Annotated in this window: 19 protein-coding genes and 1 tRNA gene; 9 read left to right on the forward strand and 11 right to left on the reverse strand. The window is 70.4% G+C overall.

All coding sequences use genetic code 11. From position 1 onward, the window contains the following. Positions 1-7: 7 nt before the first annotated feature. Entirely contained in the window at positions 8-715 is a 708-nt protein-coding gene (locus ACX80U_RS12385) for a hypothetical protein (protein ID WP_208741439.1), read from the reverse strand. A gap of 39 nt (positions 716-754) precedes the next feature. Further along, on the reverse strand, positions 755-997 hold the full coding sequence (locus tag ACX80U_RS12390; RefSeq protein WP_133080777.1) for a hypothetical protein: 243 nt from the start codon (positions 995-997) through the stop codon (positions 755-757). A 295-nt stretch (positions 998-1,292) separates the two neighbouring features. Between ACX80U_RS12390 and ACX80U_RS12395 the strand changes: the two genes are divergently transcribed. After that, a complete protein-coding gene (locus ACX80U_RS12395) occupies positions 1,293-1,430 on the forward strand; it encodes a hypothetical protein (RefSeq protein ID WP_208741437.1) in 138 nt (45 codons plus the stop codon). Between the two features lie 364 nt (positions 1,431-1,794). Here ACX80U_RS12395 and ACX80U_RS12400 read toward each other — a convergent pair. Further along, positions 1,795-1,867, reverse strand: a tRNA-Lys gene (locus ACX80U_RS12400). 105 nt (positions 1,868-1,972) lie between these two features. Next, positions 1,973-3,100, reverse strand: coding sequence for a PQQ-dependent sugar dehydrogenase (locus tag ACX80U_RS12405; protein ID WP_459268669.1), 1,128 nt, complete (start codon positions 3,098-3,100; stop codon positions 1,973-1,975). A gap of 85 nt (positions 3,101-3,185) precedes the next feature. Here ACX80U_RS12405 and ACX80U_RS12410 point away from each other — a divergent pair, with 85 nt between their 5' ends. Then, positions 3,186-4,160 carry a 2-hydroxyacid dehydrogenase gene (locus ACX80U_RS12410; protein WP_459268670.1) on the forward strand — a complete coding sequence of 325 codons (975 nt, stop codon included), beginning with the start codon at positions 3,186-3,188 and terminating at the stop codon, positions 4,158-4,160. A gap of 5 nt (positions 4,161-4,165) precedes the next feature. Here ACX80U_RS12410 and ACX80U_RS12415 read toward each other — a convergent pair whose 3' ends face one another. Further along, on the reverse strand, positions 4,166-4,633 hold the full coding sequence (locus ACX80U_RS12415) for a hypothetical protein (protein WP_459268671.1): 468 nt from the start codon (positions 4,631-4,633) through the stop codon (positions 4,166-4,168). Positions 4,634-4,855: 222 nt separating this feature from the next. Here ACX80U_RS12415 and ilvD point away from each other — a divergent pair, with 222 nt between their 5' ends. The 7 genes from ilvD to metG all read left to right on the forward strand — a co-directional run bounded on the left by ilvD (position 4,856) and on the right by metG (position 14,681). Next, the gene (gene ilvD / locus ACX80U_RS12420; protein ID WP_133080773.1) at positions 4,856-6,559 is read left to right on the forward strand and encodes a dihydroxy-acid dehydratase; all 1,704 of its coding nucleotides are present in this window, start codon (positions 4,856-4,858) and stop codon (positions 6,557-6,559) included. 361 nt (positions 6,560-6,920) lie between these two features. Further along, positions 6,921-8,801 (forward strand): acetolactate synthase large subunit, encoded by a 1,881-nt coding sequence (locus tag ACX80U_RS12425; protein ID WP_459268672.1) that lies wholly within the window; start codon positions 6,921-6,923, stop codon positions 8,799-8,801. Between the two features lies 1 nt (position 8,802). Then, complete coding sequence (ilvN, locus tag ACX80U_RS12430) at positions 8,803-9,315, forward strand: acetolactate synthase small subunit (protein WP_133080771.1); 513 nt, start codon at positions 8,803-8,805, stop codon at positions 9,313-9,315. Between the two features lie 50 nt (positions 9,316-9,365). After that, the gene (gene ilvC, locus ACX80U_RS12435; protein WP_208741431.1) at positions 9,366-10,391 is read left to right on the forward strand and encodes a ketol-acid reductoisomerase; all 1,026 of its coding nucleotides are present in this window, start codon (positions 9,366-9,368) and stop codon (positions 10,389-10,391) included. Positions 10,392-10,527: 136 nt separating this feature from the next. Continuing rightward, positions 10,528-12,120, forward strand: coding sequence for a phosphoglycerate dehydrogenase (serA, locus tag ACX80U_RS12440; RefSeq protein WP_459268673.1), 1,593 nt, complete (start codon positions 10,528-10,530; stop codon positions 12,118-12,120). Between the two features lie 11 nt (positions 12,121-12,131). Then, a complete protein-coding gene (locus ACX80U_RS12445; RefSeq protein WP_459268674.1) occupies positions 12,132-13,061 on the forward strand; it encodes an acetamidase/formamidase family protein in 930 nt (309 codons plus the stop codon). Between the two features lie 45 nt (positions 13,062-13,106). Next, entirely contained in the window at positions 13,107-14,681 is a 1,575-nt protein-coding gene (gene metG, locus ACX80U_RS12450; protein ID WP_459268675.1) for a methionine--tRNA ligase, read from the forward strand. Positions 14,682-14,741: 60 nt separating this feature from the next. On the opposite strand, the gene ACX80U_RS12455 is transcribed toward metG, so the two are convergent. The 6 genes from ACX80U_RS12455 to ACX80U_RS12480 all read right to left on the reverse strand — a co-directional run bounded on the left by ACX80U_RS12455 (position 14,742) and on the right by ACX80U_RS12480 (position 22,646). Further along, positions 14,742-15,281: a hypothetical protein gene (locus ACX80U_RS12455; protein ID WP_133080766.1), complete on the reverse strand. Its 540-nt coding sequence runs from the start codon at positions 15,279-15,281 to the stop codon at positions 14,742-14,744. Positions 15,282-15,312: 31 nt separating this feature from the next. Further along, the gene (locus ACX80U_RS12460) at positions 15,313-17,037 is read right to left on the reverse strand and encodes an ATP-binding protein (RefSeq protein WP_459268676.1); all 1,725 of its coding nucleotides are present in this window, start codon (positions 17,035-17,037) and stop codon (positions 15,313-15,315) included. A 58-nt stretch (positions 17,038-17,095) separates the two neighbouring features. Beyond that, on the reverse strand, positions 17,096-19,654 hold the full coding sequence (locus ACX80U_RS12465) for an ABC transporter permease (RefSeq protein WP_459268677.1): 2,559 nt from the start codon (positions 19,652-19,654) through the stop codon (positions 17,096-17,098). Position 19,655: 1 nt separating this feature from the next. Then, positions 19,656-20,441, reverse strand: coding sequence for an ATP-binding cassette domain-containing protein (locus tag ACX80U_RS12470; RefSeq protein ID WP_133080763.1), 786 nt, complete (start codon positions 20,439-20,441; stop codon positions 19,656-19,658). A 173-nt stretch (positions 20,442-20,614) separates the two neighbouring features. Beyond that, entirely contained in the window at positions 20,615-21,268 is a 654-nt protein-coding gene (locus tag ACX80U_RS12475) for a LuxR C-terminal-related transcriptional regulator (protein WP_459268714.1), read from the reverse strand. Positions 21,269-21,440: 172 nt separating this feature from the next. Beyond that, on the reverse strand, positions 21,441-22,646 hold the full coding sequence (locus tag ACX80U_RS12480) for a sensor histidine kinase (RefSeq protein ID WP_459268678.1): 1,206 nt from the start codon (positions 22,644-22,646) through the stop codon (positions 21,441-21,443). Positions 22,647-22,701 lie beyond the last annotated feature (55 nt).

A 22,701-nucleotide genomic window follows, 5' to 3' on the forward strand; every position in this document is an offset into this window, starting at 1 on the left:
GCTGGGCTCACGACGGTGAGGGCTCGGGACGCGGACCGATCGCTCCGGCCACCTTCTCCTCGAGCGAGGTGATCGTGGCATCGGGCAGCACGATCAGTCCGTCGAGCTCCCGACGGGCACGGCGGTAGGCGGTCTGGCGTTCCGCGGCCGTGGCGGCGTCGTCGACGGCAACCGTCACGAGCTTCCGGGCCGTGTCCAGACGCTGGCGCTCCTGCACGCTGAAGCCGCTCGCGCGGACACGCCGGGCCTCGGTCTCGGCGATCTGGAACGCGACATCGTAGGAGGTGACGGCGGATCGGTAGGCGGCGAGGTCCTCCGCCGAGACCGTCGAGGGGTCCTCGGGACGCAGGGCGTCGGCTTCGCGCTTCGCCCGGAGGAACGCCACCGTGAGCGGTTCCCGGACGTCGGTCATCATGGGGTAGTCGATGAGTTTCGCCGCATCGAGTTCGTAGGACAGCCATCTCCTGTCGACCTCGTCGTGCATGCGCTCGACGTGCTGCACGTCGCGCTCGGGGCGGCGCACAGGTTCGGATTGCCCGGCCTGCACGTGCGCGCCGTGCAGGGCGCCCGGATGCTTCAGGCGGTACAGCTCCATCTTGCGCTGGTGCCGTCGCTCGCTCGCCTCCGACCAGTGCCGCCCCCAGACGGCGAACACGCCGGACAGTGGGAAGACGAGCCACCAGTAGCTGCCTGCGAAGGACAGGATTTCGTTCACGCGTCCATCGTAGGCCCGCGCAGGGCGGGGCCGGGGGAGTCAGTCGTTCGCGTCCTCGCGGTGGGAGTGCTGCCTGCGGGCCCGTCGGAAGAACGAGACGAGGACCAGCACGCTGACGAGGAAGTGCAGGAAGGACAGGGAGGGCAGGACCGTCAGGAGGAGGATCATCACCAGCGTGAGCAGCGCCGCGACCTGCAGGAACGCGAGGTACTGCGCCGGGATCGGTCGCGGCCAGGGATGGAATTCGATGGTGGGCGGTCGATCCGCCGCGTTCCTGAACATGGTGGTCCTCCGGGAGTGGGATACCAGCCATCGTGCACGCGCCCGGAAAGCCGGTGCAACGCGCGGTGGAACCGGAGAGGGCCCTTGACGGGCGGCAGGGCGGCGTCCCGTGGGTCGACGGCAATCGCGGTGCGGGCCGCGGTGGGGACCGCCGTGGCGATGCAGCGCGTCCTTCCGCAGCCGGAAACTCCGACGGGGCTCCGGTGTGCTGCGTGCCGATCGCTGTACAGTTCCTCCAACGGCTCTCGCAGCCGGTGCCGGTCTCCTCTTTCTCCTCGCACGATGGGTCTCAGCCATGAAGGAATTCGCCACCCTCGCCCAGTTCCGCCTGTCCTCCCCGGGCGGCAACGATCTCGACCACAAGGCGGCCCTGCTCCTGTTGCTCGCGCTTCCCCGCGCCATGGGGGAGGACGGCTGGCAGAACCAGCCGTAAGGGGCGCGTCCCGGCGCGGTGGCGGTCATGCACGCCGCGGCCCGGAGGTCGAGCAGTGCGTTCCCAGCGGGCGCCGAGGTTCTTCCGCTATAAAAGACAGGGGGCTTACTGTCGGTACCGGGAGAGGTTGGTCGAGAACGATGAAGTTTCTGAGAAGGGGCACTATCGCCCTCAAGCGGTGGATCCGTGGAGTGCGGAACAACGCCGTGGTCCTCGCAGGACCCGACGAACCGCTGTACTGATCCGGCCCGTCCTGTCGAGGACGAACGCGCCCCATCGTCCGCGGAGGATGGGGCGCGTTCGTGCTGGGCAAGACAAAACCCCGCATCCCAGGCGGCGAGACCTGGAACGCGGGGTCCTGTTGTGCACCCCCCGGGACTTGAACCCGGAACCCATTGATTAAGAGTCAATTGCTCTGCCAATTGAGCTAGAGGTGCGTGGCGTTTTCCCTCCCGATTTCACCGGTTCAGGTCATCCGCAACAGCATGAAACTCTACCAGCACTTCGGCGGAAACATGAAACCGAGCCGCTCGGCCCCGATCTCAGCCGGTCCGGACGCGCAGGATCCTCGCGTTGCCGGGCTCGTTCGTCGCGACCAGCAGGGAGCCGTCGCTGCCGGCCACCACGTCCCGCAGCCGCCCGTAGGATCCGTCGAAGTGGCTCACCGGCTCGCCCGCCGTCCCGGCGACCAGGGGAACCTGCCACAGGCGCTGCCCCCGCAGGCCGCCGATGTACGCCACGTCGTCGACGATCGCCATACCGCTCGGCGAGGACGACGCCGTCGACGGCCACACCACCTGCGCATCGACGAAGCGGGAATCATGCGGCGCCCCCGTGACGTCCGGCCAGCCGTAGTCGGCCCCGGGTTCGATGAGGTTCAGCTCGTCGTCGACCTCCGGCCCGAACTCCGTGGCCCAGAGCCTGCCCGCCGAGTCCCACGCGAGCCCCTGCACATTGCGGTGGCCGACGCTGTAGACCGGGGAACCGGGCGTCGGGTTGTCGGCGGGTACCGCGCCGTCGGCCGTGATGCGGAGGATCTTGCCGCCCAGGCTCGACGGGTCCCGGGCGTTCCCGCGCACTCCCGCATCGCCCGTGCCGATGTACAGGTGGCCGTCAGGACCGAAGGCGAGCCGGCCACCGTTGTGGATGTCGCCTGCAGGGATTCCGGTCAGGACCGGTTCGGGCGCTCCGAGCCGTCCGTCGGACCATGGCAGCCGGACCACGCGGTTGTCGGCGGCCGACGTGTAGTACGCGTAGATCGCCCCGGGAACCGGACCGGGCTCGACGGCGAGACCGAGGAGGCCGCCCTCACCGCCCGCCGAGGCTGCCTCCGGGATGCTGCCGATGACCTCTCCGGCCGTGCCGTCGTAGCGTTCGATCTCTCCGGTCTCGCGTTCGGCGACGAGGAGGGCGCCGTCGTCGAGCACCACGACGGACCAGGGCAGGTCGAGGCCCGTCACGGCGTCGCCTGCGTAGGACAGGGCGGGCAGGGCCGAAGGCTGCTTCGTACCCGCGGTGGTGGACGCCCCGGCGTACACCGGTTCCTCCCCGGCCGGGTCCGAGCAGCCGGGGACGACGAGCAGGATCAGCAGGACGGCGCCGGCCGGGGAGAAGGCGCGGATGTGCGCGCGGGATGCGGCCCGGGCGGATCGCCGTGCTGCGGCTGACATGGTCCGACCCTAGGCCGGGGTGGAGGGGGTGTCCACCGATCGCCGACCGGGCGGGAGGGCGACGCCGCGACACTAGGCTGGCGCCATGACGAATTCCGCACCGGCCGCCCCTGTCCAGACCGTCCGCACCCTCAGCGTCCCGTCCGCCGAGCTGCGGGACGCACTGACCGACGCCTCGCCGGGCGTCGAGATCGTGCTCTGGGACTTCGCGACGCCGCCCGAGGACTTCGACCTGGCGGACCTCGACGCCGCCGTCCTGCCCTACACCGGGCGCGCCCATCTGGACGGCGCCCTCGATGCTGCTCCGAACCTCCGGCTCGTGCACACCCAGTCGACGGGGTACGACGGCGTCGCGGACCTCGTGGGGCCGGACGTCGCGATCGCGACGGCCGCCGGCGTGCATGCAGCGGCGACCGCAGAACTCGCGGTCGGCCTCGCCCTGGCCTCGCTGCGCGGGATCGACGACGCCGTGCGGCAGCAGGCCGAGGGACGGTGGCACAGCGCCCGCTATCCGGGCCTGGCGGACCGCCGCGTGCTCCTGGTGGGCGTCGGAGGGATCGGGGAGGAGATCCGCAAGCGGCTCGCCACCTTCGAGGCGGTGGTCACGAGGGTCGGCAGTACCGCACGCGAGGACGACCTGGGGCAGGTCCATGGCAGCGACGAGCTGGTGGACCTGGCTCCGCACCACGACGTCGTGATCGTGATCACGCCGCTCACCGATGCGACGCGGGGACTCGTGGGACGCGAGGTGCTGGCAGCCCTGCCGGACGGGGCACTCGTGGTCAACGTCGCGCGCGGCGCGGTCGTGGACACGGAGGCACTGACCCGCGAGGCCATGGCCGGGCGCCTGAAGGCCGCGCTCGACGTGGTGGATCCGGAGCCGCTACCCGAGGGCCATCCGTTGTGGAGCGCTCCCGGGGTGATCATCACTCCGCACGTCGGAGGCAACACCGGAGCCTTCCCGCCGAGGATCCTCGCGCTGCTGCGACGCCAGGTGGAACTGCTCGGCAGCGGACAGGAGCCTGTCAACCTCGTGCGGCGCGGGGCCTGGGGGCACTAGGCGGGTCACGCCATCGCGATGAAGGCGTCCATGAACGAGGTGAAGTCGATCAGGTCCTCGTCCTGCGCCAGCCGCAGGGGGGTGCCCGGGCCGATGTCGAGGACGGGAGCGGCCAGCACGCCGAATCGGAAGATCCGGCCGGTGCTCGTGCCCACCTCGTAGGAGGTGTCGTCCCACTGCAGGGCGTGGGCGAGGTTCGTCATGTTGACCTCCACGGGCACGCCGGCACCGGTGATCGCCGTCAGGTCCACCGGCGCGATCATCAGTTCCGCGGGCTTCCAGCGGTAGCCGACCACGTAGCCGACGGCCGCCGTCCCCGCATCGCGGACGCCGCGGGACTGCTGGGCCGCGAAGACGAGGTTGTAGTCGCCGTAGTTCGGGATCTGCCCGTCGAAGACACGGCGCAGGGCGTTCTTCAGTCCCTGTCCGCCGTCGAGCGGTCGGGTGGCTGCAGGAGTCTCATCGGGAGTCATATCACGCCGTTGCGGTAGGGGCTGTCGGTCGGGTCCCCGCGGGGAGTTCGTGGTGCGGCCTGGCCGTTTCCCGCCCACGAGATCCACACTGTACCGGAGCGGAATCGGGCAGCACGAGGAGTCACGCCGCACCGCGCAGGCTCTTCCACGGACTCCGCAGGAGGCTGTAACAGCGGGGTCACATGGCGAAACCCGCCTGCAACACGGGCTTAGGCTTTGACCATGACCGTGGAAACAACTCCAGACATCAAGCCAAGAAGCCGCGTCGTCACGGACGGCATCCACGCGGCACCGTCCCGCGGGATGTTGCGTGCCGTGGGCATGGGCGACGAGGATTTCGCCAAGCCCCAGATCGGCGTCGCCAGCTCCTGGAACGAGATCACCCCCTGCAACCTGTCCCTCAACCGCCTCGCGGAGGGAGCCAAGGAGGGCGTGCACGACGGCGGCGGGTTCCCCATGCAGTTCGGCACGATCTCGGTGTCCGACGGCATCTCGATGGGCCACGAGGGGATGCACTTCTCGCTCGTCTCCCGTGAGGTCATCGCGGATTCGGTGGAGACGGTGATGCAGGCCGAACGCATCGACGGCTCCGTCCTCCTCGCGGGCTGCGACAAGTCCCTGCCGGGCATGCTCATGGCTGCTGCCCGCCTCGACCTCGCCTCCGTGTTCCTGTATGCGGGGACGATCATGCCGGGCTTCGCGAAGCTCGAGGACGGCACCGAGAAGGAGGTCACCCTCATCGACGCCTTCGAGGCGGTCGGCGCCTGCGCCGCGGGCAAGATGAGCCTGAAGGACCTCGACAGCATCGAACGCGCCGTCTGCCCGGGTGAGGGCGCCTGCGGCGGGATGTACACGGCGAACACCATGGCCTGCATCGGTGAGGCCCTCGGGATGTCCCTGCCCGGCTCGGCAGCGCCGCCCTCGGTCGACCGCCGCCGCGACATGTACGCGCGGAAGTCCGGCGAGGCGGTCGTGAACCTGCTGCGCCTCGGCATCACGGCCCGCGACATCATGACGAAGAAGGCCTTCGAGAACGCCATCGCGGTCACCATGGCCTTCGGCGGCTCGACGAACGCCGTCCTCCACCTCCTGGCGATCGCCCGCGAGGCCGAGGTGGACCTCACGCTCGACGACTTCACCCGCATCGGCGACCGGATCCCGCACCTCGGCGACCTCAAGCCCTTCGGCCGCTACGTCATGTTCGACGTCGACAAGGTGGGCGGCGTGCCGGTCATCATGAAGGCGCTCCTGGACGCAGGACTGCTGCACGGCGACTGCCTGACCGTGACCGGCAAGACGCTCGCGGAGAACCTCGCGGAGATCGACCCGCCGGACCTCGACGGCAAGATCCTTCGCGCGCTCGACAACCCGCTGCACAGGACCGGTGGCATCACCATCCTGCACGGCTCCCTCGCCCCCGAGGGTGCCGTCGTCAAGAGCGCCGGCTTCGACGCCGACGTCTTCGAGGGCTCCGCCCGCGTGTTCGAGCGTGAGCAGGGCGCCCTCGACGCGCTCGATGCCGGCGAGATCCAGGCCGGTGACGTCCTCGTCATCCGCTACGAGGGGCCCAAGGGTGGCCCGGGTATGCGCGAGATGCTCGCCATCACCGGCGCCATCAAGGGTGCCGGGCTCGGCAAGGACGTCCTCCTGCTGACCGACGGCCGGTTCTCCGGAGGCACCACCGGCCTGTGCATCGGGCACGTGGCGCCCGAGGCGGTCGACGGCGGCCCCATCGCCTTCGTGCGCGACGGCGACCGGATCCGCGTCGACATCGCGGCGAAGAGCTTCGACCTCCTCGTGGACGAAGCGGAGCTCGAGCAGCGCAGGGTGGGGTGGGAGCCGCTCCCGGCCCGCTACACGAAGGGTGTCCTGGCGAAGTACGCGAAACTCGTGCACTCCGCCTCCATGGGCGCGTACACGGGCTAGGGGCGTCGCAGGCGAGGTCCGGGCCGGAGGCGATCTCCGGCCCGGGCACCGCTCGCGTTAATGTCCACTAACTGGACGCCGTGTCCATCATGTGAGACAGGAAGGGGTGCGTTTGACACCCTTTCGCGGGGGCGTGGAAACTACAGGTATGCAGCTCCAACCCGTAGTCGTCGTCCTTACCCAGCGCGTGGCCTGAAGCCCGTCCGGTAGACGACTGCAGTCACGCGCAACCCCTCGCAGAGCCCGACAAGGCTGAGGGGTTTTTTTGTCGACACACCCTGTCAGCGAGGAAGAAGCGCGCGGAAGTCCGTCCGCAGTCAGAACTGCAGCAGTGCAGCGAACGCTCCAAAGGAAGTCGAAGATGTCCAAGGGATCGCCCATCAGTCCAGCGTTGCTGGCAGCAAGGCCAGCACCTCCCGCAGCACCCGCGCGTGAGACTCCGCCCGCCGTCCCGGCGAGTGCGGTCCGCGGACCCAACCGTGTCGTGGGCCCCGTCGAGATGCTCGGCTCCGCGGCGATCGTCCGGTCGCTCGAGGAACTCGGCGTCGACGACGTCTTCGGCCTTCCCGGCGGCGCGATCCTCCCGACGTACGACCCGCTGATGGCCTCCACGAAGCTCCGGCACATCCTGGTGCGGCACGAGCAGGGCGCGGGACACGCGGCCCAGGGCTACGCCATGGTGACGGGCCGGCCGGGCGTCTGCATCGCGACCTCGGGCCCCGGGGCCACCAACCTCGTGACCGCCATCGCGGACGCCCACATGGACTCCGTTCCCATGGTGGCCATCACGGGTCAGGTCTCCAGCGCCTTCATCGGCTCCGACGCCTTCCAGGAAGCGGACATCGTCGGCATCACCATGCCGATCACCAAGCACTCCTACCTCGTCACGAACGCCCAGGACATCCCGCGCGTCCTCGCCGAGGCGTTCCACATCGCCACCACGGGACGCCCCGGCCCGGTGCTGGTCGACGTCGCCAAGGACGCCCAGCAGTCGAAGATGAGCTTCTCCTGGCCGCCGAAGGTGGACATCCCCGGCTACCGGCCGGTGGTCCGCGGGCACTCCAAGCAGGTGCGCGAGGCCGCACGCCTGATCAGCGCCTCGCAGCGCCCGGTCTTCTACGTGGGCGGCGGCGTCGTCAAGGCCCATGCCGCGGCCGAACTGAAGGAACTCGCCGAACTCGTCGGCGCGCCCGTGGTCACCACGCTGATGGCCCGCGGCGTCTTCCCCGACTCCCACGACCAGCACGTGGGCATGCCCGGCATGCACGGCTCGGTGTCGGCCGTCACGGCCCTGCAGCAGGCGGACCTCCTGATCACGCTCGGCGCACGCTTCGACGACCGCGTCACCGGCGTGCTCTCCAGCTTCGCCCCGAACGCGAAGGTCATCCACGCGGACATCGATCCCGCAGAGATCTCCAAGAACCGTACGGCGGACGTCCCGATCGTCGGCTCGGTCAAGGAGATCATCCCCGAGTTGACCGCCGCGGTCCGTGACTCGTTCGAGGCGCAGGAGCGCCCGGACATCTCGGCCTGGTGGAAGACCATCCGCCACCTGCGCGAGACCTACCCGGTGGGCTTCACCCAGCCCGACGACGGCCTGTCGGCTCCGCAGCAGGTCATCAAGCGCATCGGCGAGCTCACGGGGCCCGAGGGCGTCTTCGTCTCCGGCGTGGGCCAGCACCAGATGTGGGCGGCGCAGTTCATCCAGTACGAGCGCCCGCACGCCTGGCTCAACTCCGGCGGCCTCGGCACCATGGGGTACTCCGTGCCGGCCGCGATGGGCGCCAAGGTCGGCAACCCGGACCGCGTGGTCTGGGCGATCGACGGCGACGGCTGCTTCCAGATGACCAACCAGGAACTGGCCACCTGCGTCATCAACAACATCCCGATCAAGGTCGCGGTCATCAACAACTCGTCCCTCGGCATGGTGCGGCAGTGGCAGACCCTCTTCTACGAGGGCCGGTACTCGAACACCGACCTGAACACGGGGCACGACACCGTCCGCGTCCCCGACTTCGTGAAGCTCGCGGACGCCTACGGCTGCGTGGGCCTGCGCTGCGAGCGCGACGAGGACATCGACGCCACCATCGAGCAGGCCTTGGCGATCAACGACCGGCCCGTCGTCATCGACTTCGTGGTGAGCCGCGATTCCATGGTGTGGCCGATGGTCCCCTCCGGCGTCAGCAACGACCTCATCCAGATCGCCCGCAACATGACCCCGACCTGGGAGCAGGAGGACTGACATGGCACGACATACCCTTTCCGTGCTCGTCGAGGACGTACCCGGCGTCCTGACCCGCGTGGCCAGCCTGTTCGCTCGGCGCGCGTTCAACATCAACTCGCTTGCGGTCGGACCGACCGAGGTCGCGGGCATGTCCCGCATCACCGTTGTGGTGGAAGCCGAGGGGGACCTCCTCGAGCAGGTCACCAAGCAGCTGAACAAGCTCATCAACGTCATCAAGATCGTCGAACTGACCACCGAGCAGTCGGTGCAGCGCGACCACGTCCTGATCAAGGTCCGGGCCGACGCGGCCACGCGCCTGCAGGTGACCCAGGCCGCGGACCTGTTCCGCGCGTCCGTCGTCGACGTGGCGATCGACTCGCTGATCATCGAGGCGACGGGAACGCCCGAGAAGCTCTCGGCGCTCCTGTCCGTCCTCGAGCCCTTCGGCATCCGCGAGATCGTGCAGTCGGGCACCCTGGCGATCGGCCGCGGCGCCAAGTCGATGAGCGACCGCGCCCTGCGCAGCGCCTGACGATCCGTTCCACACCTTTCCAGCAGCACCCACCCCAAGGAGAAATACCCGTGACCGAGTTGTTCTATGACGACGATGCAGACCTTTCCATCATCCAGGGCCGCACCGTGGCCGTCATCGGCTACGGCAGCCAGGGCCACGCCCACGCGCTGAGCCTGCGTGACTCCGGCGTCGACGTGCGCGTCGGGCTGAAGGAAGGATCCGCGTCGCGCGCCAAGGCCGAGGCCGAGGGGCTCCGGGTGCTCTCGGTCGCCGAGGCGACCGCGGAGGCCGACCTCATCATGGTGCTCACGCCCGACCAGGTGCAGCGCCATGTGTACAAGGACGACATCGCGCCGAACCTGCAGGCCGGCGACGCGCTCTTCTTCGGGCACGGCTTCAACATCCGCTACGGCTACATCCAGCCCCCGTCCGACGTCGACGTCGCCCTCGTGGCACCCAAGGGACCCGGACACATCGTCCGCCGCGAGTTCGAGGCCGGCCGCGGCGTCCCCGATCTGATCGCCGTCGAGCAGGACGCGTCCGGCACCGCACGCGACCTGGCCCTGTCCTACGCCAAGGCGATCGGCGGCACCCGCGCGGGCGTCATCGAGACGACCTTCACGGAGGAGACCGAGACCGACCTGTTCGGTGAGCAGGCCGTCCTCTGCGGAGGTGCCTCGCAGCTCATTCAGTACGGGTTCGAGACGCTGACCGAGGCCGGGTACAAGCCCGAGGTCGCGTACTTCGAGGTACTGCACGAGCTCAAGCTGATCGTCGACCTCATGGTCGAGGGCGGCATCGCCAAGCAGCGCTGGAGCGTCTCCGACACCGCCGAGTACGGCGACTACGTCTCCGGCCCGCGCGTCATCACCCCCGAGGTGAAGGAGAACATGAAGGCCGTCCTCGCGGACATCCAGAACGGTGCCTTCGCCCAGCGCTTCATCGACGACCAGGACGCCGGAGCGCCCGAGTTCACCGAGCTGCGCAAGAAGGGCGAGGACCACCCGATCGAGAGCACGGGCCGGGAGCTGCGCAAGCTCTTCTCGTGGATCAAGACGAACGACGACTACACCGAGGGGTCCGTAGCGCGCTAGCGCCCGCCCTCCCGCCGGCAGGACACGTGGTCAACGCTCAGCGACGAGCAGGTGTCCTGCCGGAGGTATGTCCGGCCCCTGAACCGGGCCGGATCCGTCCCGCTTGAACCGCCGAAATCCGCAGAAGGAACCTCCCGTGACCCCCAAGCCCGTCGTCCTCCTCGCCGAGGAACTCTCACCCGCCACCGTCGAAGCACTCGGCCCGGACTTCGAGATCCGCAGCACCGACGGAGCGGACCGCTCCCAGCTGCTGGCAGCACTCGCCGACGTCGACGCCGTCCTCGTCCGCTCGGCGACCCGGATGGACGAGGAGGCCATCCGCGCGGCACCGAGGCTGAAGGTCATCGCCCGCGCGGGAGTGGGCCTCGACAACGTCGACATCAAGGCGGCCACCCAGGCCGGCGTGATGGTCGTCAACGCACCGACGTCGAACATCATCTCCGCCGCCGAGCTCACCGTCGGGCACATCCTGAGCCTGGCCCGGAACATCCCGCAGGCCAGCGCCGCCCTGAAGGCGGGGGAGTGGAAGCGGTCGAAGTACTCGGGCACCGAGCTGTACGAGAAGAACATCGGCATCATCGGGCTCGGCCGCATCGGTGCCCTCGTGGCTGCACGCCTCCAGGGTTTCGGCACCCAGATCCTCGCGTACGACCCCTACGTCACCTCCGCGCGGGCTGCACAGCTCGGCGTCCGCCTCGTGTCCCTCGACGAACTGCTCCGCGAGGCGGACTTCGTGACGATCCACATGCCCAAGACGCCCGAGACCGTCGGGATGCTCGGCGCGGAGGCCTTCGCCCTCATGAAGGACACGGCCTACGTGGTCAACGTGGCACGCGGCGGCCTCGTCGACGAGGAAGCACTGCACACCGCACTCGAGCAGGGCCAGATCGCCGGAGCCGGCGTCGACGTCTTCGTCCAGGAGCCCAGCATCGACCTGCCGTTCTTCGCGCACGACAGCGTCGTGGTGACACCCCACCTCGGGGCGTCCACCGAGGAGGCCCAGGAGAAGGCCGGGATCTCGGTCGCCAGGTCCGTCCGCCTGGCCCTCGCGGGCGAGCTCGTGCCCGACGCCGTGAACGTCGCGGGCGGGGTGATCGATCCGGCCGTGCGTCCCGGCATCCCGCTCATGGAGAAGCTCGGCCGCATCTTCACGGCGCTGACCCATGCCTCCCTGACCCGGATCGACATCGAGGTGGCCGGCGAGATCGCCTCGCTCGACGTCAAGGCCCTCGAACTGGCCGCGCTGAAGGGCGTGTTCACCGACGTCGTCTCGGAGCAGGTCTCCTACGTGAACGCGCCCGTCCTCGCGGAGCAGCGCGGCATCACCTCCCGGCTCGTCACCACGCCCGAATCGGAGGAGTACCGCAACGTCCTCCGGCTGCGCGGGGCCCTCTCCGACGGCAGCCAGATCTCCGTGGCCGGGACGCTGACCGGACCGAAGCAGGTCGAGAAGCTCGTCGGGGTCAACGGCTACGACCTGGAGATCCCGATCAGCGACCACCTGCTGGTGCTGCTGTACACCGACCGCCCCGGCGTGATCGGAGCACTCGGGCGGCTCCTCGGAGAGCGGGACATCAACATCGCCGGCATGCAGGTGGCGCGGAACAAGGAGGGCGGCCAGGCGTTGTCCCTGCTCACCGTCGACAGCTCCGTGCCGCAGGACGTCCTCGACGCGATCCGCGCCGAGATCGGTGCCACCGTGGCCCGCGAAGTGGACCTCCAGGACTGAGGGGACCCTTCATGGCCACGCACCACCTCGCAGCCGAGCAGTCGACCGCGGTGCAGGTCCTGTCGCGGGACACGCCGCCCGTCCTCCGCATCGACCCGGGGGACCGCGTGGTCGTCGAATCACTTGACGCCTGGGGGCACCTCGAGCGGCAGCAGTCGCCGGGAGCCGTGACACCCTACCGCTTCCCGGACCGGCGCGGACATGCCCTCACCGGCCCCATCGAGGTCATCGGGGCCGAGCCGGGCGACGTGCTCGCCGTCCGTCTCGACGCGCTCGAGACCGCCGACTGGGGCTGGACGGTGACCGGGAAGCGGGACGACGCGTTCACGCGCAGCCTGGGCCTCGAGGGGACGGACCCGGCGTGGCTGCTGTGGGACCTGGACCGGGACGCCGGGACCGGGACCAACCAGTACGGGCACGTCGTCCGCCTCGCCCCGTTCCTCGGCCTGGTGGGACTGCCGCCGGCCGAGCCGGGGGACCATTCGACGACGCCGCCGCGGGCGGCGGGCGGCGGCAACATCGACTGCCGGGAACTGACGGCCGGCTCCACCCTGTTCCTGCCCGTCACGGTCCCCGGCGCGCTGCTCCACCTCGGCGACGGGCATGCGGCGCAGGGCGACGGAGAGGTGGGCGGCACGGCCATCGAGTGCGGCATGACGACCACCGTCACGGTCGACCTCGTGCGCGATGCGCCGCTGGCGACCATCCACGCGCTCACCCCGTCGGCCCGCATCACCTTCGGGTTCGATGCGGACCTCAACCGGGCGACGGCGCAGGCGCTCGGCGCCATGCTGACCTGGCTCCAGCAGTTGTACGGCCTGGAGCGGAAGGCGGCCCTGGCCCTCGCCAGCTCCGTCGTCGACCTCCGGGTCACGCAGATCGCCAACCAGACCTGGGGTGTCCACGCCGTGCTCGGGCTCGACGCCGTCGGGGTGGCCTGACGCCGCGCTTGGGCAAATCCGTGCGGGCCGGGGTAATTTCATAGGGTGACCTCCGCAGCTGACGCAAAGCCCTCGTTCTACATCACCACGGCCATCTCCTACCCCAACGGGGTGCCGCACATCGGGCACGCCTACGAGACCATCGCCGTCGACGCCATGGCGCGCTTCAAGCGCCTCGACGGCTTCGACGTCATGTACCTGACGGGCACGGACGAGCACGGTCTGAAGATGCAGCAGGCGGCGGACCGGGAGGGCATCCCGGTCCGGGACCTGGCAACGCGCAACGCGCTGGCGTTCCGGGAGATGAACGACGTCGTCGGGACCTCCTACGACCGGTTCATCCGGACCACCGACGAGGACCACTACGCCGCCGCGACCGAGATCTGGAAGCGGATGGAGGCCAACGGGGACATCTACCTCGACAAGTACGCCGGCTGGTACTCGGTGCGGGACGAGGCGTTCTGGGCCGAGGACGACACGGAGGTCCGCGAGGACGGCGTGCGGTACGCGAAGGAGACCGACACCGAGGTCACCTGGACCGAGGAGGAGAGCTACTTCTTCCGGCTCTCGGCCTACCAGCAGAAGCTCCTCGACCTGTACGCGGCGCAGCCCGAGTTCGGTGCGCCGCAGCCCCGGTTCAACGAGGTCATCTCCTTCGTGCGGCGCGGCCTGGAGGACCTCTCCATCAGCCGCACCACCTTCGACTGGGGCGTCCCGGTCCCGGGCGATCCCCGGCACGTCATGTACGTCTGGGTCGATGCGCTCACCAACTACCTGACCGGCGTCGGATTCCCCGACACCGAGTCCGAGCGCTTCCGCAGGTTCTGGCCCGCGGACGTCCATGTCATCGGCAAGGACATCTCCCGCTTCCACGCCATCTACTGGCCCGCCTTTCTGATGTCCGCAGGCATCGAGGTGCCGAAGCGCGTCATGATCCACGGCTTCCTGCACAACCGCGGGGTGAAGATGTCCAAGTCGCTCGGCAACACCGTGGCACCGGCGGACTGGGTGGATCAGTACGGCCTGGACTCCGTGCGCTTCTTCCTCCTCCGGGAGGTACCGTTCGGTGCGGACGGCTCCTACAGCCACGAGGCCGTCGTCGGACGCATGAACTCCGACCTCGCCAACAACTTCGGCAACCTGGCCCAGCGCTCGCTCTCGATGGTCGCCAAGAACTGCGGCGGCGCGGTACCGGAGCCCGGGGAGTTCGGGTCCGCCGACACCGCGATTCTCGACCAGGCCCACGCCCTGCTGGAGGCCAGCCGGGCGGCCTACGACAGGCAGGAGTTCTCCCGAGCACTCGAGGCCGTGTGGACCGTGCTCGGCGACACGAACGCGTACTTCGCCGACCAGCAGCCATGGGTTCTCCGGAAGACCGATACCGAGCGCATGAACACGGTGCTGTACGTGACCCTGGAGGTCCTGCGGGTGGTGGCGATCCTGGCCCAGCCGGTCATGCCCGGCAGCGCGGGGCGGATCCTGACAGCCCTCGGGCAGGGGACGGAGCACGACGACGCCTTGCGCCGCTTCGCAGCACTCGACCGGCGGATCGAGCCCGGGACGGACCTTCCCGCACCGTCCCCGGTCTTCCCCAAGTACGAGGAGCCGGGCGAGTCCTGAGGCGCCAGGGCCGCTGGGTCCGGGCCGGCCGGGGTCGGTCCGGCCAGGTCCGGCCAGGGATCAGGTCCGGAGGAACCGAGCTGCCGCAGTCTCCGTCATGACACGCGCCACCGTGTCCTGCTGACGCTTCGAGGCGACGAGCAGGCGCTCCAGGGCGGGCCGGTTAAGCACGGGATCCCCCGGAGCGGCGTCCGCGGACGGCGAGAGCGCGAGGAGTGTGGACCAGAGGGACTCCTTCCCCCGGAGCAGTGATTGCAGGGCCTCGAGTTCCAGCTGCGCACCGGTCGTGGCCCTGCGCCTCTGCGGGTTGAGCGGGTCCAGGTCCGCCACGACGGACATGGCCCGCGCGAGGGTCATCTTGACGACGCCAGGGCGGTGCCCGAGCGCCCGGATCAGTCTCTTCAGGAACGCACGCTCCTCGCGGATCTCGTCCCGCAGTCGGGTGAAGTCCTCCTCGTAGGGCGTCCCGGCCCAGGAGACCCGAGCGGCGCTGAACAGCCGGACGCCGTTGGTGGCGCCGACCAGGTGCAGGTCGAGATAGGGCAGAAGCGTCTCCAGATCCAGCTGATGGACCGGGATACCGACCGCGGCGCGCGTCATGGGGTGTTCCTTCCAGGATGTGTGCGGCTCATCAGCCTACGGCAGCGGGATTCAGCAGCGGAAGCGTGATGGCGACCGCCGTTCCGGCGCCCAGCCTCGATTCGACCGTGATAGTCCCATGGTGTGCCTCGAACGTCTTCCGTGCGACGGAGAGTCCCACACCGGCGCCCGGCAGCACCTGGTTGGAGTTCGCGGCCCGGTGGAACGAGTCGAAGAGGTGCGGCAGGTCGTCCGGCGGGATGCCGATCCCCGTGTCCCTGACGAGGACGACCACGTGCCCGTGCCCCGGATCGAGGGTCAGGCCGACCGCCACGCTGCCGTCCTCCTGCGTGAACTTGATCGCATTCGACAGGACGATGGCGATCGCCGCCGAGAGCTGGTCGCGGTCACCGGAGACGGTGATGGCATGGTCCGGCAGGGTGCAGTCGAGGGTGAGGCCGCCCGCCGAGGCCTCGAGCACGGCGCGGCTCGTGAGCTGGGACACGAGGTGGACGATGTCCACGGGCCCGTAGTCGGACGCGTCGGTCTCCCGGGAGGAGAGGGCCGAGATGTTCTCGATCAGCTCGCTCAGCTTCGTGGTGTTGCGTTCGACGGCGTGGAGCATGGTGCTCGCCTCCGGCGGCAGTTCCCCGCCGACGCCGTCGATGATCATCTCGAGGTATCCGGCGATCGACGCGAGCGGCGTCCTCAGCTCGTGGTTGACGGTGCCGACGAAATCGCTCTTCGCCTGGTTCAGGGCGCGCAGCTTGCGCACGGCCTGCTGCTGGCGGGAGATGAGCTGCGCCTGGATCAGGCCGTGGGCGAGGTTACCGAGGACGTGGTGCGTCAGGGCGCCCTCCACCGAGGACCAGACGAGCGGGGTCCCCTCGCGGATGATCCAGAGCAGCCCGAAGGGGGTGTCCCCTTCACCGAGGGCCGCGACGACCCCGCTGACCGTGCGCTCCCGTCCGACGGCGTCGAGGAGCCACCCGGGGGTGCGGATGTCGCCGGCCTCGGGGGCGGCGTCGGGATCCGCGGCGGGTCCGGCACGGAATCCGGCGGTGGCGGAGTCCTCCCACAGCTTCAGGGCGAGGGTGAGGGCGGAGTCCTGCTGCAGGTGCGACGGACCCGCGAGGGACGCCCTCGCCGTGCCCTCCCCGCTGCTCCAGGTGCTGCTGCGGGCTGCGACACGATCGTCGTCGAAGACCTGGAGCGCGAGGTGGTGAGCGCCGAGGGCCCGACCGACGGCGGGGAGGAACTGGTCCACCATCACCACGGGATCGTTCGTGGCCCTGATCCGGGCGGAGATGCGCCTCATGTCCTCCCGCAGTCGTGCAGAGGATGCACGCTGCTCCTGATGGCGCCGCCGTCGTGCGATGGCGGCAGTGAGCCTGTGGAGCAGCTCGGCGGGGCGGACCGGGCGGAACACGACGTCCGACACGTAGGGCGCCAGGCCGGCCGGGAGCGTCCCGCCGCCGCCCTCGGGGAGCAGGAGGATCACCGGAAGGCCGGTGAGGTGTGCATGCTCCGCGACGATGCCTCCCAGGGTGCCCGCGTAGGCCGCCGCGATGGACAGGTCCACGAGGAGCACGTCCGGGTGCATCGCCAGGACGTTCTCCAGCAGGGCCTCCGGGGAGGTGACGGTCCGGGCCGAGAGGCCCTCCGCCACGAGGTGCGCCTCGAGCTCACCGCAGTCCTGCAGGGACGGCGAGGCGATGACGGCCAGCGCTCCGTGTCCTGCTGTCTCGTCCTGCCCCACGACGTCCTTCCGACCCACTGCTGCGATCTCCCTAATATATGCCGGTGGCAGCGGGAACCGAGGACGCCGTGCGGCGTCAGTCCATCGCGAGTCCGGCGACGGGCGAGAGCCGTGCTGCCCGGCGGGCGGGGAGCACGGAGGCCAGCAGCCCCGCGGCGACCGCCACGGCGAGGACCGCTGCGATCTGGCCGACCGGCACCGACGGGCTGACCGCCGCGATCCCGCCCAGCGCCGACTGCGCCCCGAGCCAGCCGTACAGGACGCCGAGGACGGTGCCCAGGAGCGCCGCGACCCCCGCGACGAGCACCGCCTCGACCGCCAGCATCCCGCGCAGCTGGGCCCGAGTGAGGCCGAGGGAGCGGAGGAGGGAGTTCTCCCGGCGCCGCTCCAGCACGGACAGGGACAGCGTGTTGGCGACCCCGATCAGTGCGATCAGGACGGCGACGGCGAGCAGGGCCGTCACGATCAGCAGCAGCACGTCGATGATCTGGTTGTAGGCCGCCCGCTCGGCGGCTGCTCCGGTGACCTGGTACTCGGAGACCCCGGTGGCCGCCACGATCCGCGACTGGACGTCAGCTACCGTCGCGGCGTCCCGCGCGTCGTCGAGCCCGAGCCAGAAGGTCGGGCCGACGTAGGTGGACAGCGACCCCTGCACCTCCGCCGGGTCCGTTGTCCCATCGGTCCCCAGATAGGTGGACAGGGCGCCGTCCGGCGTGCCTCCGAGCGCCTCCGCGGTGGCGGTGGTGATCAGCGGGAGGAAGAACGTGGAGTCGGTGGGGGTGACGGGAAGGGTGGCAGGACCGTTCGCGCCCTCCACGGTCACGTCGCTCTGGATCCAGTCCTGGGGCGCAAGGACCATCCCGTCCGTCAGTGCGACGTCCTGTGCCCTCAGCACGTCGGCGATCGCCGCCGGATCGGCGGCATACACCAGGGCCCCGCCGTCCTCGGCGCTCGTGAGCAGCACGGGGGTCAGTTCGACGGCCGTCCGGACGCCGTCCACCTGCAGCAGAGTGGACGCGTCCACGCGCGTACCGGGCACTGCGGCCGCAGTGCCGAGTCCCGAGACCTCGAGGTCCACGGCGTAGTTCCCGTCCAGCTCGCGGTCGAACGACGTCCGGGCGGTCTGCGCACCGACCATCATCATGGTCACGAGGGTCACGCCGACCATCAGCGCCGCCGACGACGCGGTGGTCCGCGCCGGATTGCGCACGGCGTTCACGGATGCGAGGGTGCCGGCGACCCCGAGCGGGCGGGCCGACCTGCCGACGGCGGCCACGCTCACGGGGACGAAGAACGGGGCGAGGAGGATGATGCCGAGGAAGGACACGGCGCCGCCTGCCACGGCCGGCAGGATCGCGACCGACACGGCGCCGAGGAGGAGGGGCGCCGCCCCGCCACACACGGCCACCACGCCCGTGAGGAGGCGGACGCGGCCGCTCGTGCTCCCGGTGGTCGGCGGGTCCGACGGACGGAGCGCGGCCAGGGGCGCGACGCGTGTCGCGGCCCGCGCGGGCACGACCGCCGCGAGCAGCGTCATCAGGACCCCGACGCAGACGCCGATCACCGCGGCCGACGGCGGAACGGCCAGGACGGCGAAGGACCCGAAGCCCGTCCGGCGGGCGAGCCCCACGAGCACGGCCATGACGCCGACGGCGAGCAGGACGCCGAGCACCGACGAGACCAGGCCCACGAGGGCGCCCTCGGCCAGCACCGATGCCCGGACCTGACGCCGCTCGGCGCCGATGCAGCGCAACAGGGCCAGTTCACGCGTCCGCTGCGCCACCAGCACCGAGAACGTGTTCGAGATGACGAGTCCGGCGACGAGGACGGCCACGGCGGCGAAGGCGAGGAGGATCCCCGTCAGCGAGTCTCCGCCGTCCGAGAGCGCCGCGACATCCGTGAGGGTCTGTTCGGCGGCGGTCCGCACCACCAGCTCCGAGGCCCCGTCGGTCGATGACGCGGCGAGGGAAGCGGTGACGGCCGAGGCGACCGCCCCCGGATCGGCGTCGGGCGACAGCGCGAGCTGGACGGAGCGGTAGGTCGCCTCACCCTCCTTGAGCTCGCGCACCACGGAGGAAGGCGCGAGGACCTGCGCAGCCCCGGCGAGCATGGGATCCGCACTCGGTGCGGTGAGTCCCGTGACGGTGAGCGCATGGCCCGGGGAGGTGGGCGCGGCTCCGGAGTCGACGGCGAGCGTGTCGCCGGGGACGACGCCCAGACGCACTGCCGAGGCCTCGTCCAGTGCCACGTCACCCGGTCCCGAAGGGTAGGAGCCCTTCGTCACCCTCGTGGTCTCGAGCCGGTCCGGTGCCGTCGCGGTCAGGACGGCGAGCGCTGTGGCAGACCCGGTGGTGACCCGGGTGTAGGCGCGCTCGAGCCCGTGGACGACGTCCACCCCGGGGACGGACGCGAGATCCCCGACGATCCCGGCGGGCACCTCCGGGCCCTCCTGCCCGGACACCACGAGGTCGGCTTTGGCATAGGACGCGCCGATGCTCTCGCCGTGGCTCGCCCTCGTGGTGGCACCGACCATGAGGGTCGCGGCGAGGAAGGCCACGCCGAGCATCACGGCGAGGCCGACGGCGAGAAAGCGCCGTGCGTGGACGCGGACCTGCGCCAGGGCTACCTGCAGCACGCTATGCCCCCAGCTTCGCGAGTGCACCGAGGATGGCCTCGGGGGTGGACTGCTCGAGTTCGCCGACGAGCGCGCCGTCCTCGAGGAGGACCACGCGGTCGGCGTAGGAGGCCGCGACCGGGTCGTGGGTGACCATGATGATGCTCTGGCCCATCTCGCGGCAGCTCCGCCGCAGGAGGGACAGGACCTCCGCGCCCGTCGTCGAGTCGAGGTTGCCCGTCGGCTCGTCGCCGAAGATCACGTCGGGCCTCGTCAGGAGGGCGCGGGCGACGGCGACCCTCTGCTGCTGTCCGCCGGAGAGCTCGTGGGGGCGATGGGACAGCCGGTCCGCCAGTCCGAGGGAGGACGAGATCTGCTGCAGCCACGCGGTGTCCACGCTGCCACCGGCGAGGGCCACCGGCAGGGTGATGTTCTGCTCCGCGGTCAGGGTCGGCACGAGGTTGAAGGCCTGGAACACGAAGCCGACGCGCTCACGGCGCAGTCGGGTGAGCGCGGTGTCGGGCAGCCCGGTGATGTCGGTCCCGCCGATCCAGAGCCGTCCTGCATCGATGCTGTCGAGGCCGGCGAGGCAGTGCATGAGGGTCGACTTGCCGGAGCCGGACGGACCCATGATCGCCGTGAAGCGTCCCCGGTCGAAGTCGACCGAGACGTCGCGTAGTGCGTGGACGGCGGTCTCGCCGCGGCCGTAGCGCTTGGAGACGCCCCTGGCGGAGACGGCGGCTGTCGGAGCGGGGGAGCCGTCCCCGGGGGTCGCCGTCGAGCCGGCGGGATGCATGGAAGTAGTCATGCCTCCACGCTATGGACGCTCCGGGCCCTGCGGATCGGCGCCAGGCCCGGGGTTGTGGTGCAGCTCCTCATACCGGGGGATGAGCAGGACGGGCCGGGACCTACGACCGTGCCGACGGTACAGCCGCCGGTATCGCCGGCTGTACCGGAGGCACCCTGCCGTCCGGGGCGGTGTCAGGGGCGGACGATGCCCGTCTCGTAGGCCATGACGACGGCCTGGACGCGGTCCCGCGCCTCGAGCTTGGCGAGGATGTGGCCCACGTGCGTCTTCACCGTGGCCTCGGAGAGGAACAGCTTCAGGGCGATCTCCGGGTTCGAGAGCCCCTGGGCGATGAGTTCGAACACCTCGCGCTCGCGGGTCGTCAGCCGCGCCACCGCTGCCGCGTGCGCGTCCTGCGTGGCCGAGGGCAGGCGCAGGAGCGGCGCCACGTGGTCGAGCAGCCGGCGCGTGGTGGACGGGGCGATGACGGCGTCCCCCCGGTGTACGGTCCGGACCGCCTCGAGCAGTTCCTCGGGCGGGGCGTCCTTGAGCAGGAAGCCGCTCGCCCCGGCATGGATCGCGGACAGGGCGTACTCGTCGAGGTCGAAGGTCGTCAGGACCACGATGCGCGGGCCCGCGTCCCCGCCGCCGGATGGGGTGGACGCGGCCGGTGGACGGCGGAGGTGATCGGCGAGGATACGGCGCGTGGCCTCGATGCCGTCCATGCCCGGCATGCGCACATCCATCAGGACGACGTCGGCCCGCGTGGTCGCAAGGGCCCTCACCGCCTCCTCCCCGTTCGCGGCCTCGGCCACCACCTCGAGGTCGGGCTGCGAATTGATCAGCATGGCGAAGCCGCTCCGCACCAGGTGCTGGTCGTCCACGATGGCGATGCGGATCGGAGACGGGGCGTCGACGGCCGACGGGATGCCGGACGGGGCGGTGCTGCTGGCAGTGCTGTCCACGGTGGTGTCGCTCTCCTGTGCTGTCCTGGGTGGGCTGCTGGGCGGTCTCCCCAGCCTAGGCCTGGGTGTACGGGATGAATGCCTCCACGCGGTAGCCGCCCCCGGTGCGCGGCGCGGCCGAGACCGTGCCGTCGTAGAGCCGGACCCGTTCGGTCATGCCGATGATGCCCTGGCCCGCCCCAGCCGTGGCAGGATCCGGAGCGGCCCCGCGCCCGTCGTCGTCCACCGTGATGGTCAGTCCGCGCGGGCCGTACTCGAGCGACACCTCCGTGGACGTGGCCGATCCCGCGTGCTTGAGCACGTTCGTGAGCGATTCCTGCACCACCCGGTACGCGGTGAGCTCGGCTCCGAGCGGCAGGGGCCTGCGCGGCGTGCCGATGCGGCGGCAGTCGATCCGCACACCGGATCTGCGGACCGACTGGATGAGGGAGTCGATGTCGTCGAGCGTGGGGAGCGGCCGGGTGGACGCACTCTCGTCACCGCGGAGGACGCCGAGCAGCCGCCGCATCTCGCGCAGCGAACCCCGCCCGGTGTCGGCAATGGTACCGAGCGTCCGGACGGCGATTTCGGGCGCGTGCGCGCTCGCATACCGTGCGCCGTCGGCCTGCGTGATGATCACCGACAGGGAGTGCGCCACGATGTCGTGCATCTCCCGGGCGATGTGGCTGCGCTCGTCGGCCGCGGCGAGGTCGCGCTCCTGCTGCCGCTCGACCTCGAGCCGCCGGTTCCGGTCCTCGAGCGCACGGTACGTGAGCCGCCGGGACCGGGCGAGGTCGCCCATCGTCCAGGCGAGGAGCGCGAGGGACTCCACGAAGAGCAGCAGGATGAGGAACAGGGGCACCGTCGTCAGCACGGAATCGCTTCCGCTCACACCCAGCAGGTCGCCGTACCGGACGAGGCCGATCGCGGCCCCGGCGATGGCGAGGCCGAGGCCCCCGAGGCTCGCCCACCGCGGGCCGAAGGCCGCCAGGGTGTAGATCGTGACGAGGATGACGAACTGGGCGGGGACCGGTTCGATGCCGGTGACGAGCTGCAGTACGGAGACGCCCGCGATGACCGAGGCAGAGAGCACCACGCGCGAACGGCGCCACGCGAGGGGGAGCACCAGGGCCACGGACACGACGACGGTCGGGCTCATGCCCCCCACGCCGCTCGCCGCGAACGGCAGGACGAGGAAGACGAAGATCCCCAGCGCGAGCCATGCATCGATCGTCCCGGGGTGCGCTCGGACCCAGCGTGCCAGCCGCAGGTGGATGTCCATGGGGACCAACTCTAGGTGGGGCCCCGCCGTCGTACATCCGACCACGGGTGGAGCC

The organism is Arthrobacter sp. TmT3-37 (assembly GCF_054510835.1).